Annotated in this window: 13 protein-coding genes and 1 pseudogene; 8 read left to right on the top strand and 6 right to left on the bottom strand. The window is 72.5% G+C overall.

Going from position 1 to position 14,891, the window contains the following annotated elements:
- Window positions 1–157: 157 nt before the first annotated feature.
- Window positions 158–1,225, bottom strand: coding sequence for a DNA polymerase ligase N-terminal domain-containing protein (locus tag ACIBQZ_RS10080; RefSeq protein WP_396088177.1), 1,068 nt, complete (start codon window positions 1,223–1,225; stop codon window positions 158–160).
- A 73-nt stretch (window positions 1,226–1,298) separates the two neighbouring features.
- On the opposite strand from ACIBQZ_RS10080, the gene ACIBQZ_RS10075 reads away from it, so the two are divergent.
- The 4 genes from ACIBQZ_RS10075 to ACIBQZ_RS10060 all read left to right on the top strand — a co-directional run bounded on the left by ACIBQZ_RS10075 (window position 1,299) and on the right by ACIBQZ_RS10060 (window position 5,932).
- Window positions 1,299–1,967 (top strand): helix-turn-helix domain-containing protein, encoded by a 669-nt coding sequence (locus ACIBQZ_RS10075; protein ID WP_396088176.1) that lies wholly within the window; start codon window positions 1,299–1,301, stop codon window positions 1,965–1,967.
- A 290-nt stretch (window positions 1,968–2,257) separates the two neighbouring features.
- Entirely contained in the window at window positions 2,258–3,367 is a 1,110-nt protein-coding gene (locus tag ACIBQZ_RS10070; protein ID WP_396088175.1) for an FAD-dependent monooxygenase, read from the top strand.
- 123 nt (window positions 3,368–3,490) lie between these two features.
- Window positions 3,491–5,248: a cytochrome c oxidase subunit I gene (ctaD, locus tag ACIBQZ_RS10065; protein ID WP_396088174.1), complete on the top strand. Its 1,758-nt coding sequence runs from the start codon at window positions 3,491–3,493 to the stop codon at window positions 5,246–5,248.
- 72 nt (window positions 5,249–5,320) lie between these two features.
- Window positions 5,321–5,932, top strand: a complete 612-nt coding sequence (locus ACIBQZ_RS10060) for a hypothetical protein (protein ID WP_396088173.1) — start codon at window positions 5,321–5,323, stop codon at window positions 5,930–5,932.
- A 10-nt stretch (window positions 5,933–5,942) separates the two neighbouring features.
- On the opposite strand, the gene ACIBQZ_RS10055 is transcribed toward ACIBQZ_RS10060, so the two are convergent.
- The 4 genes from ACIBQZ_RS10055 to ACIBQZ_RS10040 form a co-directional block, all read right to left on the bottom strand.
- The gene (locus tag ACIBQZ_RS10055; protein ID WP_396088172.1) at window positions 5,943–7,322 is read right to left on the bottom strand and encodes an MFS transporter; all 1,380 of its coding nucleotides are present in this window, start codon (window positions 7,320–7,322) and stop codon (window positions 5,943–5,945) included.
- A 68-nt stretch (window positions 7,323–7,390) separates the two neighbouring features.
- Window positions 7,391–7,972, bottom strand: a complete 582-nt coding sequence (locus ACIBQZ_RS10050; RefSeq protein ID WP_396088171.1) for an isochorismatase family protein — start codon at window positions 7,970–7,972, stop codon at window positions 7,391–7,393.
- An 11-nt stretch (window positions 7,973–7,983) separates the two neighbouring features.
- Window positions 7,984–9,270 (bottom strand): nicotinate phosphoribosyltransferase, encoded by a 1,287-nt coding sequence (locus ACIBQZ_RS10045; protein WP_396088170.1) that lies wholly within the window; start codon window positions 9,268–9,270, stop codon window positions 7,984–7,986.
- 45 nt (window positions 9,271–9,315) lie between these two features.
- Window positions 9,316–11,907 carry a LuxR C-terminal-related transcriptional regulator gene (locus tag ACIBQZ_RS10040; protein WP_396088169.1) on the bottom strand — a complete coding sequence of 864 codons (2,592 nt, stop codon included), beginning with the start codon at window positions 11,905–11,907 and terminating at the stop codon, window positions 9,316–9,318.
- 327 nt (window positions 11,908–12,234) lie between these two features.
- On the opposite strand from ACIBQZ_RS10040, the gene clpS reads away from it, so the two are divergent.
- Together clpS and ACIBQZ_RS10030 are read left to right on the top strand one after the other, a co-directional pair.
- Window positions 12,235–12,525 (top strand): ATP-dependent Clp protease adapter ClpS, encoded by a 291-nt coding sequence (clpS, locus tag ACIBQZ_RS10035; protein ID WP_396088168.1) that lies wholly within the window; start codon window positions 12,235–12,237, stop codon window positions 12,523–12,525.
- A gap of 20 nt (window positions 12,526–12,545) precedes the next feature.
- Window positions 12,546–13,055: a DUF2017 domain-containing protein gene (locus ACIBQZ_RS10030; protein ID WP_396088167.1), complete on the top strand. Its 510-nt coding sequence runs from the start codon at window positions 12,546–12,548 to the stop codon at window positions 13,053–13,055.
- On the opposite strand, the gene ACIBQZ_RS10025 is transcribed toward ACIBQZ_RS10030, so the two are convergent.
- On the bottom strand, window positions 13,052–13,915 hold the full coding sequence (locus ACIBQZ_RS10025; RefSeq protein WP_396088166.1) for an aldo/keto reductase: 864 nt from the start codon (window positions 13,913–13,915) through the stop codon (window positions 13,052–13,054). The two genes, ACIBQZ_RS10030 and ACIBQZ_RS10025, sit on opposite strands and share 4 nt — an antisense overlap.
- An 87-nt stretch (window positions 13,916–14,002) precedes the next feature.
- Here ACIBQZ_RS10025 and ACIBQZ_RS10020 point away from each other — a divergent pair.
- Together ACIBQZ_RS10020 and ACIBQZ_RS10015 are read left to right on the top strand one after the other, a co-directional pair.
- A pseudogene (locus ACIBQZ_RS10020) lies at window positions 14,003–14,505 on the top strand (Mov34/MPN/PAD-1 family protein).
- Between the two features lie 68 nt (window positions 14,506–14,573).
- Complete coding sequence (locus ACIBQZ_RS10015) at window positions 14,574–14,888, top strand: MoaD/ThiS family protein (RefSeq protein ID WP_396088165.1); 315 nt, start codon at window positions 14,574–14,576, stop codon at window positions 14,886–14,888.
- Window positions 14,889–14,891: the final 3 nt, after the last annotated feature.

The raw sequence follows: 14,891 nt of genomic DNA, 5'->3' as shown, positions 1-14,891 counted from the left end.
GGCGGCTCATGCTTCGGGCAGTGCATCTATCTATAGCCCTTTCCGTCGCCGGGACCGGTAAACCGCTAGATCGGAAGCTCCTGGCCTGCACTGAAGGAATTTCCGCGAGCTACGGCCATCCGGACATACGGCAAGGAACCGGTGGGGCGGCTGGGGCCTACGCGTCGATCGACAGCCAGAGGCGGCTGCGCCGGCCCGGCAGGTAGGGGGAGTCGAGGCGTTTCGCGACGATGCCGGTCAGGCCCTGCGTCACCGCGGCGTCCAGCGCGAACGAGCCACCGCCCGGGAAGTACGGCGGGGTCTGCCAGTTGTCGCCGGTCAGGGCCAGCCCGTCGAGCAGCTCGCGGCGTTCGGCGTAGCGGACCAGCTCCACCGTGGAGTGGCCCTCGAGCCAGAGCAGGTCGTAGGCCAGGAACTGCACCGGTGTCCGTTCGGCGGCCCGGCGCGCGGCCGCGGAGTCGCGTGGCGCCTTGCGGCGTTCGAGCAGCTCGGGCGCGATCCGGGAGCCGTCGAAGGCCACGATCTCGCCGTCCAGGACGGCCTCCAGCGGGGCCAGCGCCTCGCCCAGCGGCCGCAGCTCCGGATACCACGAGGTCACGTCCGTGCCGTCGGCCGTGGTGAGCCGGATCCGGCCACCGGAGACGTAGCCGAGGGTGCGCCGGCCGGCCCAGCTCAGCTCGTACCCCCAGTCCTCGTCGTCGGGCGGCAGGCCGGCGGCCCGGGCGGCGAGCATGGGCTCGATGGCCTCGGGCATGGGCTGCCAGCCCGGCTCGCTGGGGTCCATCCGGCGGACCATCCAGTCGTTGCCGCCGGTCTGGAAGAAGACGTAGCGCCCGCTGGTGCGTTCCCCGTGAAAAGTGACGCCGATCTCGTCGTCGCGCCACTTGTCGGTCTCGTAGGTGCCCTGGTCGTGGATGGTCATCCGGCCGCCGCCGTACTCGCCGGCCGGGATCTCGCCGGCGAAGCCCAGGTATTCCAGCGGGTGGTCCTCGGTGTGTTTGGCCAGGTTGTTGCGGCCGCGGTCGCGGGGCAGGCCGCGCGGCACGGCGAAGGAGACCAGCACGCCGTCGCGTTCCAGCCGCACGTCCCAGTGCAGGCTGCGGGCGTGGTGCTGCTGGATGACGAACCGGTTCCCGGTGCTCGGCCGGGGCCGGGCGCGGGGCACCGGCTCCGGGGTGCGCCGGGCGTCGCGGCGGCGCCGATACTCCTCCAGCTGATCGGTCACCCGGCAATTGTCCGCCCGAACTACACGGTTGTCATTCGGAGAAGTTGTCACACCCCCCTGCCAGGGTGGTCGCATGTACGCCGAACGGGCCGCTCAGCTCCCGCACGTCGTCGCCTGGCGCACGCGGGTGCCGCCGGGCGCCGAGGTCAGCCGGATCCTGCCGGACGGCTGCCTCGACCTGATCTGGCACGACGGCACGGTCTTCATCGCCGGCCCGGACACCACCGCCCAGCTCGGCACGGCCCCGCCGGGCAGCCGCTTCTTCGGCCTGCGGTTCGCCGTCGGGACCGGGCCGGGTGTGCTGGGCGTGCCCGCCGACGAGTTCACCGACCGGCAGGTGCCGCTCGACGCGGTGCTGCCCGCCGCCGAGGTGCGCCGGCTCGCCGGCGCCACTGACGACCCCACCGCCGCGCTCGAGGAGCTGGCGCGGCGGCGCTGGCGGGAGCCCGACCGGGTGATGGTCGCGGTGGCCGCCGGGGCCCGGGCCGGCCGCCCGGTCGGCGTGATCGCCGACCGGTGCGGTCTCAGCCCGCGCCAGCTGCACCGCCGCTGCCTCAGCACCTTCGGCTACGGCCCCAAGACGCTCGCCCGGATCCTCCGGTTGCAGACGGCGGTGGCGCTGGCGCGCCGCGGCCGCCCGTTCGCCGAGGTCGGCTCCACCGCGGGCTACGCCGACCAGGCACACCTCTCCCGCGAGGTGAAGGCGCTGGCCGGCGTGCCCCTCCGCGCGCTGGTCGGCTAGCCGGGCGCGGCGGCGAAGAGGTCGACGGAGCCGACGTGCGGTTGGGCATCCGAGCCGGCGGGGAAAGACAGTCCCGGACGGCGGCAGAAGGAGAGTGCCTTTCCCATGTCGGCCACCGCGCGGCCGATCGCATCGAAGGTAGGTGTCATGGCAGTGACGCGACGAGCGCCGCACACCGGTCGTCTGGAACAAATCGGACATGGACATGATCGCGGGTACCGCCCTCCAGTGGCGGCCTGTAGTGTCTTGGCTCCGACGCGTATCGACCACCCCTCGGAGGCGTTGCTGCGATGACTCTGCGCATCCTGGTCGTCGGCGCCGGCATCAGCGGCCTCGCGACCGCCCGAGGGCTCCGCGTGGCCGGCTTCCGGCCCGACGTGGTGGAGGAGCTGCCCGCCACCACCGTTCCCGGCGCCGGGATCTTCCTGCCCGGCAACGCCTCCCGGGCCCTGCGCCAGCTCGGCCTGGACGCCCCGCTGCGCCCGCTCGGTGACCTGATCTTCCGGCAGGTGTTCCTCGACGCCGAGGGTGGCGAGCTGTTCGAGATCGACCTCGCCGCGCTCTGGGCCGGGGTCGGCGAGAGCCGCGCGCTCTCCCGCGGCGACCTGCAGCAGGTGCTGCTCACCAGCGTCGGTGGCGAGGTGCGCTACGACACCGCGGTCCGCGACCTGGAGATCGTCGACGGCGCCGCCAAGGTGGAGTTCGGCGACGGCGTCCTCGCCGAGTACGACCTGGTCATCGCCGCCGACGGGCGGCGCTCCATGATCCGGACCGGGGCCGGGCTCGGCGGGCCGGCGATCCCGACCGGCCAGATCGTCTACCGCAGCGTGGTCACCGGCGGCCCGCCGCTCAGCGACTGGATCTGCCTGCTCGGCCGGCGTTCCCAGTTCGTGGTGATGCCGATGGGCGGCCGGCGGCTCTACGTTCACGCCGACGAGTCGGTCGAGCCGGAGGCCGTCAACCCGGCCGATCCGCGGGCCCGGATGCGCGAGCTGTTCGCCGACTTCGCCGGGCCGGTGCCGGCCGTGCTGGCCGCGCTGGAGAAGGTCCAGGTCGCCCGCACCGACGAGGTCGTGCTCGACGGCTGGGCCAAGGGCCCGGTGCTGCTGGTCGGCGACGCCGCGCACGCGACCGCGCCGACGCTGGCCCAGGGTGCCGCGATGGCGCTCGAGGACGCCGTGGTGCTGGGCGAGGTGCTCAAGGCCACGCCCGACGACGTGCCCGCCGCGCTGCGCGCCTTTGAGCAGCGCCGGCAGGACCGCTGCACGCAGGTGCGCGAGCACACCCGGGAGCGTGATCAGACCCGCGACGTCCCTCCGGCGTTGCGCGACCCTATGCTGCGGAGGCGGGGTCAACGGATCTTCGCTGATCAGTACCGGGGACTCGTCGAGCCGTTCTGAGACCCGGGTGCTCTTTGGTCACCCCGCGCCCGCCGGGGGTCGGCGGGCGGCTATTCTGCCTGCGAGGTACGCCTTCGAACTCGGGTGTACGGAGTGGGACGAACGAGACACCGGAGGCTATCCGTGACGACCGTTGCGCCTAAGCCGATCGTGACCCGGCCCTGGCCGGTGCGACAGCAGGTAAAGGGCTCGGCCCTCGCGCGGATCCTGCGGACGACGGACGCGAAGCAGATCGGGATCATGTACATGATCACCGCCTTCGTGTTCTACATCCTCGGCGGATTCATGGCCCTGCTCATGCGCACCGAGCTGGCCCGGCCGGGCATGCAGGTGCTGTCGCCGGAGCAGTACAACCAGCTGTTCACGATGCACGGCACGATCATGCTGCTGTTCTTCGCGACGCCGATCGTGTTCGCCTTCGCGAACTTCGTGGTGCCGATCCAGATCGGCGCGCCCGACGTGTCGTTCCCGCGGCTCAACGCTTTCGCCTACTGGCTGTACCTGTTCGGCGGCACGATCACCATCAGCGGCTTCCTGACCCCGGGCGGCGCGGCCGACTTCGGCTGGTTCGCGTACACCCCGCTCAGCAACTCGCTGCACTCGCCGGGCATCGGCGGCAACATGTGGGTGGTCGGCCTGGCGCTGTCCGGCCTGGGCACCATCCTCGGTGGCGTCAACATCATCACGACGATCATCACGCTGCGCGCCCCGGGCATGACGATGTTCCGGATGCCGATCATGACGTGGAACATCCTGGTCACCAGCCTGCTGGTGATCATGGTCTTCCCGTTCCTGGCCGCCGCGCTGTTCGCGCTGGCCGCCGACCGGGTGCTCGGCGCGCACGTCTTCGACGTGAGCACCGGCGGGCCGATGCTCTGGCAGCACCTCTTCTGGTTCTTCGGCCACCCCGAGGTCTACATCATCGCGCTGCCGTTCTTCGGCATCATCACCGAGGTCATCCCGGTCTTCAGCCGCAAGCCGGTCTTCGGCTACAAGGGCCTGGTCGGCGCGACCCTGCTGATCGCGGCGCTGTCGATGAGCGTGTGGGCGCACCACATGTTCGTCACCGGCCAGGTGCTGCTGCCGTTCTTCAGCTTCCTGAGCTTCCTCATCGCGGTGCCGACGGGCATGAAGTTCTTCGTGTGGATCGGCACGATGTGGCGCGGCCAGATCAGCTTCGAGACGCCGATGATGTTCGCGATCGGCTTCCTCGTGACGTTCCTCTTCGGCGGTCTGTCCGGTGTGCTGCTGGCGGCCCCGCCGATCGACTTCCACGTCTCGGACTCGTACTTCGTCATCGCGCACTTCCACTATGTGCTGTTCGGCACGATCGTGTTCGCGGTGTTCTCGGGCATCTACTTCTGGTTCCCGAAGATGTTCGGCCGGATGCTCGACGACCGCCTCGGCAAGATTCACTTCTGGCTGACCTTCATCGGCTTCCACGCGACGTTCCTGGTGCAGCACTGGCTGGGCGCGGAGGGCATGCCCCGGCGGTATGCGGACTACCTGCCCGGCGACGGCTTCACCTTCCTGAACACGTTCTCGACGATCGGCTCGTTCGTCCTGGGCGCCTCGACGCTGCCGTTCCTCTACAACGTGTGGAAGTCCTACAAGGTCGGTCAGCTGGTGACGGTCGACGACCCGTGGGGCGCCGGCAACTCGCTGGAGTGGGCGACGTCGAGCCCGCCGCCGCTGCGCAACTTCGACAAGATGCCGCGGATCCGCTCGGAGCGTCCCGCCTTCGACGCGAAGTTCCCGGAGCTGGCCGCGGGCAGCCAGTCGGTGGCCGGCCCGCCGGAGGGCGGCGCCCGCCCGCTGACCTCGGAGTCGGATGGTGGCGCGACCTACCGGGAAGACCTGAGCGACAGCAGCAAGCACTGACCTGATCCTCCGGAATGGCCCGCTCCCGAAATCGGAGGCGGGCCGTTTCCGTGCCGCACTACGCTGCCCGGCATGGCGCTACGACCGGACGAGTTCTACGACCACGCCCTGGCCGCCGCGGACGGCGAGCACCGGCTCCCGCTGGCGCGGATGACCGGCTGGGACATCAGCCCCTTCGAGCAGGACGGCCTGCGTGTCGCCCCGCTGCGGCCGCCGGTGCTCCCCGAGCCGGCCCGGCACGGCGAGGACCCCGCCGACTGCCGAACCTGCCGGGAGCGGGACGAGGGCATCTGGTTCACCGACAACTGGCGGCTGGCCCGGATCCCGGGTGTGGGCGTGCCGCTGGTGCTGATGCTGTACCCGCGTGACCACTACGACATGGCCGACCTGCCCGACGAGCTGGCCGCCGAGCTGGGACTGTGGAGCACCCGGATCGTCCGCCACGTGCAGGCGCTGCCGCACATCTCCCGGGCCCACGTCTATCGCATCGGCGACGGCGGCGCGCACCTGCACATGTGGTTCTTCGCCCGGCCGGAGGGGCAGGCCCAGCTCTACGGCTCGTGGCTGACGGTCTGGGACGACCTGCTGCCGGAATACCCGGCGGAGGTGGCCGACGCGGACGCCGCGACGGTGGCAGACGCGCTGGTAGCCACCTACGGCGGCCGCCGGTCGCCCACCGCCTGACCAGCCGTCGTCAGCTCGCCCGCGCCGGGTCGTCGCTGGGGAACCCGACCGCCGGCCCGGCGGCCCCCGACCCCAGCGCATCGGCCGAATCGCCCACCTGCCCGGTGTCGGCGGCGCGATCAACCGCCTGCCCGGCGTCGGCGGCGCGATCAACCGCCTGCCCGGCGTCGGCGGCGCGATCAACCGCCTGCCCGGCGTCGGCGGCGGGCGCTGCCGCCTGCTCACGCCGGCGGCGCAGCTCCGCCGGCAGCGCCAGGACGGCCACCAGCACCCCCACCCCGCCGACCGCCGCGAACCCCCAGGCCGGCGACCAGGTGTCCATCACCACGCCCGCCAGCGGCGCCCCCAGCGCCACCCCGACCGTCAGCGACGAGTTGTGCAGCCCCATCGCCTCGCCCCGCGCCGAGGCCGGGGTCAGCCTGCTCACCGCGTCTGCCGTCGCCGTGATGGTCGGGGCGCACAGGGCACCCGCCGGCAGCAACAGCAGCGCCAGCAACCACCACCGGCCCCCGGCCAGCCCGACCGGGATCGTCAGCAGGGCCATCGGCGCGAACAGCGCCAGCGGCGGCAGCCCCTGCCTCACCATCCCGTACGTGAACCCGCCGAGCAGCGAATACGCCGCCCACGCGCCCAGCACCACCCCGGTCCACTGCACCTCGCCGGCGCTCTGCAGCACCGCCACCACCGCCACGTCCGTGCCGCTCAGCACCAGGGTGGCCGCGCTGCTGATCGCCAGCACCGCCACCAGCCGCGGCTTCAGCCAGGTGCTCCGCGGCACCCGCTCGCCGGCCGAGATCGGGGTCTCGTCCTTGCCGCGGATCGGCGGGTTCAGCACGTACAGGCCGATGCCGCTGAGCAGGATGCCGGCGCCGACCGCCAGCATCGCCACCCGGGCGCCCGCGGTCGTGCAGACCAGCACCCCGAGCGCCGGACCCGCCATGAACGACAGCTCCGTGGTGATCGAGTCCAGCGCGAAGGCCGGCAGCCGGTGCGACTCCGGCGCCAGCGCGGCGATCGACTGCCGGGCGACCGCGAACGCGGGCAGCGTCAGGAAGCCGCCCACCAGCGCCGCGATCAGCAGCGCCCAGTACGGCATGGCCTGCGCCGCCGACCAGAACGTCACCTCGGCCACCGTGGTCAGCACCAGCACCGGGCGCAGGCCCTTGCGGTCGGTGACCCGGCCCAGCACCGGCGCGCCGAGCGAGCTGCCGACGGTGAAGGCCGCGCCGACCAGGCCGGCGGCGCCGTAGCCGAGGCCCAGATCCTGGGTCACGTGCAGGGTCAGCGTGACCGTGCCGGCGGTGATCGGGATGCGGGCCAGCGTCGCCATGATGAGCAGCGACCGGATGCCGCGCAGCGCCAGCGTCTCCCGGTAAGGCGTGAGTGTCATTCGGGTCCTATCCTCCGCCGGCCAGTGTCCAGCAGGGGTATGACAAGACCCAACCGATTAGACGGAGGTCACGCGGGACCCGGCGCCACCACCGGGGTGCCGGTCGTGGCCACCGACGCCTCCGCGAACTGCGCCAGCGCCGCCGTGGTCGTGCCCGCGGCCACCCCGGCCGTCAGATCCAGCAGCACCGTGGTCGTGAAACCCGCCTTGCGGGCGTCCAGCGCCGTGGCCCGGACGCAGTGGTCCGTGGCGATCCCGACGACGTCGACGTCGGTCACCGAGCGGGCCCGGAGCCAGTCCGCGAGCCCCTCGCCCTCGGTGGTGTGCCCCTCGAAGCCCGAGTACGCCGCCGCGTGCGCACCCTTGTGGAAGACCGCCTCCACCCGTGAGGTCTCCAGCGCCGGGTGGAAGGACGCCCCGTCGGTGCCCACCACGCAGTGGACCGGCCAGGAGTCCACGAAGTCCGGGTGCGCGCTGAAGTGCGCCCCCGGGTCCACGTGGTAGTCCTTGGTCGCCACGACGTGGTCCCAGCCGCCGGACCTCAGGGCGGCCGAGATCCCGGCCGCCACCCCCGCCCCGCCCTGGACGGCCAGCGAGCCGCCCTCGCAGAAGTCGTTCTGGACGTCGACGATGATGAGCGCGCGCGACATGGTCACACCTTTCAGGCGGTCGGGACGACGGTTACCGGAATCGCCGGGTCGCCGGCGGACAGCTTCAGGCCTTCCCACGGGATCGAGATCAGGCACTGGCGCAGGTGGTCGCGTGACTCGGCGAGGGTCGGCAGCGGGGCGATCTCGCCGCCCGCCACGAACGAGTGCTGGAGCAGCCGGTCGTTGGTGTGGTGGTCCGGCACGCCCTGGGAGACCACGATCTCCTCGATGGCCGTACCGGTGGGCTTGTGCCGCCGGATGGCGGTCTTGCGGCCGCCGACCGTCGCCTTGTTCTCCGAGCGCTTCACCACCGCCCGGCCGTCGACCTCGACCAGCTTGTAGACCAGGCCGGCGGTCGGCGCGCCCGAGCCGGTCACCACCGCCGTGCCCGCGCCGTACATGTCGACCGGCTCCGCCGCCAGCGTCGCGATTGCGTACTCGTCCATGTCGCCGGAGACGATGATCTTCGTTTCGGTCGCGCCGAGCGAGTCCAGCAGCTCGCGGGACTGCTGGGCCAGCACCGACAGGTCGCCCGAGTCGATCCGGACCGCGCGCAGGTCGGGCCCGGCCACCGCGATCGCGTTGCGGATGCCCTGCGCGATGTCGTAGGTGTCGACCAGCAGCGTCGTGTTCTTGCCCAGCGCCGCCACCTGGGAGGCGAACGCGGCCGGCTCGTCGTCGTGCAGCAGCGTGAACGCGTGCGCGGACGTGCCGGTGGTGGGGATGCCGTAGCGGCCGCCGGCCGCGAGATTCGAGGTGGATGCGAAACCGGCCAGGTAGGCCGCCCGGGCCGCGGCCACGGCGGCCTCCTCATGGGTACGGCGGGAGCCCATCTCGATGATCGGCCGGCCCCGGGCGGCGGTGACCATCCGGGCCGCTCCCGCCGCGATCGCACAGTCGTGGTTGAGCACCGACAGGATCAGCGTCTCCAGCACCACGCACTCGGCGAAACCACCGGAGACGGTCAGGATCGGCGAGCCCGGGAAGAACAGCTCGCCCTCCGCGTACCCGTCGATGTCGCCGGTGAACCGGTAGTCCGCGAGCCACGCCGCGGTGGTCTCGTCGACGATCCCGGAGCGGCGCAGGAAGGTGATGTCCTCCGGCGCGAACCGGAAGTCGCGGATCAGCTCCATCAACCGGCCCTGCCCGGCGACCACGCCGTAGCGGCGCCCGCTCGGCAGCCGCCGGGCGAACACCTCGAAGACGCTGCGGCGCTCGGCCGTGCCGTCCTTGAGGGCGGCGCTGACCATGGTCAGCTCGTACTGGTCGGTCAGCAGCGCGGGAGCGAAGTCGGTCACTGATCCACCTTAGGCGTGTGCGTCCGGGCTCCGGCCGACGGAGCCCTATTGCGGGAGCAGCCGCAGCGCCGGGGCCAGCTCGACCCGCCCGTTGACCCCGAGCTTGGTGTAGACGCGCTGCAGGTGGTTCTCCACGGTACGGGGTGACAGGAAGAGCCGGTCGGCGATCTCCCGGCTCCGCACCCCCTCGGCGGCCAGCTCGGCCACCTGGCGTTCCCGGACGGTCAGGGCGGGCTGGACCAGCAGCAACGCCGGCGTCCGCAGGGTGCCGCAGCGGGCCAGCACGTCGGCCATCAGCGTGCTCGCCGCCAGCGCCCGCGGGTCCCGGGCGGCGCGGAAGCTCCGGACCGCGCCCGCCGCCGCCTCCGCCGCGAAGAGCTGGTAGCCCAGCACGGCGAACTCGCGGGCCACCGCGAACAGCTCCTCCGCCGCCTCGGTCGCGGCGGCCTGGGCGTGCCGGATCAGCAGCGGCGTCGCCCGCCCGCCGACCACCCTCGCCAGGTCGGCGAGCCGGGTCGCGGCCGGCTGCGGCTGCCCGAGCCGGACCTGGTCGTAGAGGACAAGCAGCTCGTGGCCGTACAGGCCGTCGGCCCGCAGCCGGTGCGCGGCGCGCTCGAGGATGCGGACGGCCGCGGCCGGCTCGCCCCGGCTTGCCAGCGTCCACGCCCGGGCCTGCTCCTGCCAGGGGTAGTAGAGGCTGACGGCGGTGCCCGCAGCGGCCTCGGCGGTGGCCAGCGACTCGGTGGCCAGCCTGCTGTCGCCGCGCAGCGCCGCCACGTTGGCCCGGGCGAAGTGGGCGCTGCCGTCGTAGACCCGGGCCGGTGCCAGCGACGCGCAGGCCTGCTCCGCGGCGTGCAGGGCCTCCCCGGTCTGCCCGCGCAGCAGGCTCGCCTGCGCCTGGAGCAGCGACACCCAGCCCGAGCCGAAGCCGAAGCCGCCGGCCTGGGCCAGGTGGGCGAACTCCGCCGCCAGGATCCGGTCGATCTCCGGCAGGTCGAGGGCGACGCTGACCCGGGTGCCCTCGGCCATCTGGAGGGCGTACTGCAGGGTCGGGGTGTCGCGCCGCCAGGCCGCGGTGTCGGCCTCGACGGCCGCGATGAGCTCGGCGCTGGTGTCCGGGTCGCCGCCGGCCGCGAGCAGGTACGCCAGCACGCAGCGGGCCAGCGCGCGGGTCGCGACCCCGGCCGCCGGCTCGTCGAGCACCTCCCGGGCCAGCCGCCGGGCGGCCGGCAGCTCGTCGAGCTGGAGCCGGATGAACGCCTCGAACGCCCGCAGCCGGGCCGTCTCCGCCGGGTCGGTCAGCTGGGCCGCGGCCAGCGTGTCCGCCGCCTCCGGCCGGCCCAGCCCGAAGAACTCCACGGCCGCGCGGGCGGTCAGCCGGCGGGCGCTGTCGTCCGGATCGGCGTCCAGGACGGACAGGGCCTCCTCCGGGCTGTCGGCGAAGAGCAGCACGGTGGCGAGCAGCTCCGCGGCCGCCCACCCGGCGCCGGCGTCCCGGGCGGCCGCGGCCAGCCGCCGGGCCAGGCCGATGTCGAACCGGCCGAACGCCTGCCGGGCCGCGTCGAGCAGCAGCGCGCCGTCCTGCGCCGTACCGGAGTCGAGCCGCCAGAGCGCGACCCGCAGCAGGTCGTCGCGGCGCCGGGCGCCGGCGTCCTCGACCAGGTCGGCGAGCCCGGCCAGCAGCCGCCGGGAGCGGGTCACCGGGCAGCGGCGGCGGACCACCTCGCCGTAGAGCGGATGAGCGAGCCGGACGTCGCGGCGGCGCTCGTCGGCGACGACCCGGATCAGGCCGCGCTCCTCGGCGGCCTCGACGTCGGCGGCGGCGGCGCCGCGCATCAGCAGCGTCAGCCCCACCGGCTCGCCGAACGAGACCAGCTCCAGCACGTCCCGCACGCCGGGGGTGAGCCCGCCGATCCGGGCGCCGACCAGGTCGGCCAGGCTGGGCGCCAGGGTGAGCCGGCCGGTCCAGCGCCAGAACCCGTACGTCTTGACCAGCTCGCCGCCGCCGAGCGCGGCCAGCACCAGCTCACGCAGCAGCAGTGGGTTGCCGCCGCCCAGCCGGATCAGCCGTTGGGCGGAGCCCGCCTCGACCGGCCCGCGCACCAGGGCGGTCAGCAGCTCACGCGACTCGTCGTCGGTCAGCGGGGCCAGCTCGACGTGGCTGAGCAGGCCCTCGGTCCAGAGCGCGCTGATCGGCGGCGGCACCGGCTCGGCGGTGCGCAGCGTGCCGAGCAGGGTGGCGCCCTCCCGGACCAGCAGGTGGGCGAGCGCGGCGGACGGCGGGTCGAGCAGGTGGGCGTCGTCGATGGCCAGCACCATCGGCCGGTCGCCGGACTCCGCGTGCAGCCCGTCGACGGCCCAGCGCAGCAGCCCGGCGGGGGAGAGCCCGGCGGGCGGGTCGGTCGGCAGGATCTGCGCCAGCCCGCCGAACGGCAGCCCCGAGCTGGCGATGTTCGCCGAGGCCGAGTGCACCGCGTACCGCTCGGCGGGCAGGTCGGCGACGGCCTCGTGGAGCAGCCGGCTCTTGCCGATCCCGGCGCTTCCGCTGAGAATCAGGCCGCGCTGCGAGCCGCCCCTCGCGACGCTGGTCAGCCGGGTCAACTCGTCGGCGCGGCCGACGAATCCCCAGTGCTCCACGGGGCCAGCATATCGAGATCCGTCACATTCAGGTCACCGCCCGTACCACGTTCGAGAATGAGTAAGAGTGCATGAAACGGTGAGTAATCCGGCAGCTGTCCGGTCCCGATCCCGTCCCATACGGTTCGGCGGTGCCGGCGTGACTGCCCGGGCCCTCCTGGCGGGGCGGGTCCGGGCGCGCCGCCGGCCGCGCCGGCTGTTCGCGCCGGTGGGCGGGGTTCTCGGCGGGCCTGGCGCAGGCTCGGGGCTGCGCCGACCCACCCCCTCCCGACGCGCTCGGTCTCCTCGGTTCGACTCCCGCCGGAAACGGCGTGGCACGATGGGGGCATGGCGTTGCCTCAGGTCGCTCCCGCAGAGACGCCGCAGATCGAGGAGGTACCGGCTGATGATCGGCCGTGGGTGACCATCGTCTGGGACGATCCGGTCAATCTGATGTCGTACGTGACCTGGGTCTTCCAGAAGCTCTTCGGCTACAGCCACGACAAGGCCGAGCAGCTGATGATGGACGTGCACAACAAGGGCAAGGCGATCGTGTCGACCGGCGCGCGAGAGCGGATGGAAATGGACGCCTCGCAGCTGCACAGCTACGGTCTGTGGGCGACGGTGGACCGGGCGTGAGTGGGCGGGTGAGCTGAACGATGTTCCGACGCAACGGGAACCAGTGCGTGGCCACCTTCGCCATCGACGAGGTGCGCGTGCTGCGCAAGGTCGCCGGCGAGGTGGTGGGCCTGCTGATGGACGGCTTCGACCACACCGACCCGGTGGTCGGCCGGCTCTTCCCGGACATCTACCCGGACCGTCCCGATGACTCGGCCGAGTTCCGCCTCTACACCGAGGGTGACCTCAAGACCGGCAAGATCGACCAGGCCGGCGCCATCCTCGCCGCGCTGCCGGACGACGGGCCCGGCGAGGTGCGCCTGGACGGCGAGGAGGCCGAGGCCTGGCTGCGGGCGATCAACGACGCGCGGCTGGCGATGGGGACCCGGCTCGACATCCAGGGCGACACCGATCTCGGTGACGAGCTCGACGAGGCCGTGGTGCGTGACCCCGCGTCGAGCCGGGTCTTCCAGCTCTCCGTCTACGCATACCTCGGTTATCTCCAGGAGTCGCTGCTCAACGCCCTGCCGGAGATCGAGGAACGGCGCTAGGCGGCCCGGTCCAGCCGGGTGAACTCCTCGTCGGTCAGGGTCAGCTCGGCGGCCTGGGCCGAGTCCCGGATCGACTCCGGCCGGCTGGCGCCGGGGATCGGGACGACCCGCTCGCTCTTGGCCAGCATCCAAGCCAGCGTGACCCGCTGCGGGCTCACCCCGTGCGCCTCGGCGACCCGGTCGAACTCGGCGAAGCGGGTGCCCAGCTCGGCGGCCCGGGAGATCCCGCCCAGCGGCGACCAGGGCAGGAAGGCGATGCCGAGCTCGTCGCAGAGCTCCAGCTCCGGCTCCGAGGAACGGAACGCGGGGGAGAACTGGTTCTGCACCGACACCAGCCGGCCGCCGAGGATCTCCTGGGCCTGGCGGATCTGGTCGACGGTCGCGTTGGAGATGCCAGCCTGCCGGATCTTGCCCTCGTCGAGCAGGTCGCGCAGGGTGCCGACGGAGTCCGCGTACGGGACCTTGGGGTCCGGGCGGTGGAACTGGTAGAGCCCGATGGCGTCGACGCCGAGCCGCTTGAGCGAACCCTCGACGGCCTCGCGCAGGTGCGTGGGGGAGCCGTCGACGGTCCACGTGCCGTCGCCGGGGCGCAGGTGGCCGCCCTTGGTGGCGACCAGCACGCCGGAGGTGTCGCCGCCCCAGCTCGCCAGCGCCTGGGCGATCAGCGTCTCGTTGTGGCCGACCTCGTCGGCGTGCAGATGGTAGGCGTCGGCCGTGTCGATCAGGGTCACCCCGGCGTCGAGCGCGGCGTGGATGGTCCGGACCGAGCGGTCGGTGTCGGGGCGCCCCTCGATGGACATCGGCATGCCGCCGAGCCCGATGGCGCCGACCTGGGTGGTGCCGATTGATCGTTGCTTCATGACACATCGTTACCCGGTCCGGTGCCGGCTACGCGCGTGAGCACCGCCACCCCCGGTACGACCGCTCGTCACGGTAATGTGAACAACGTGCTGACCATCGACAGCGCGATCGTCGACGCGATCGTCGCCCACGCCCGCCGGGACCACCCCGACGAGGCCTGCGGTGTCGTCGCCGGGCCGATCGGCAGTGACCTGCCCACACGGCACATCGCGATGGACAACGCGGCCCGCTCGATGACCTTCTACGAGTTCGACTCGATGGAGCATCTGCGGGTCTGGCGCGAGATGGACGACAACGACGAGGAGCCGGTGGTGATCTACCACTCGCACACCGCGACCGAGGCGTACCCGTCACGCACCGACATCTCCTTCGCCGGCGAGCCGGGCGCCCACTACGTGCTGGTCTCGACCCGCGAGCCGGATTCCGAGGAGATTCGTTCGTTCCGTATCGTGGACGGTGTGGTGACCGAAGAAGAGGTCAACATCGTGGATGCGACGGTGGACGCGTGAGTAGGAGTGCGGACGGCATGGCCGTCCAGTCGTACATGTTCGGGCAGAGCCCGGCGTCGGTCTATTACGAGTGTCGCTGACGCGACCTCGGACGACCCTGCCCGCCCTCGAACTCTCTCGACTTCTCTTCACTAGGAGCATCACAGTCATGGCTATCGAAGTTCGCGTTCCCACCATCCTGCGCAGCTACACCGGCGGCTCGAAGGTCGTCGAGGGCTCCGGCGCGACGCTCTCCGGCCTGATCGACGACCTCGACGCCAAGCACTCCGGTCTCAAGGGCCGGCTGCTCACGCCCGAGGGTGGCCTGCACCGCTTCGTCAACGTCTACGTCAACGACGAGGACGTCCGCTTCCTGGGCGCCCTCGACGCCAAGCTCAGCGACGGCGACTCGGTGACCATCCTGCCGGCCGTGGCCGGTGGCGCGCTGGGCTTCGCCGCTGCCGCAGCCCTGCTGCGGAAGTAGCCG

It is taken from the genome of Actinoplanes sp. NPDC049599 (assembly GCF_044465625.1).
Classification (GTDB): Bacteria; Actinomycetota; Actinomycetes; order Mycobacteriales; family Micromonosporaceae; genus Actinoplanes.
The sequence above is the reverse complement of the archived record's forward strand: the minus strand, read 5'-3'. Positions and strand labels throughout refer to the sequence as shown.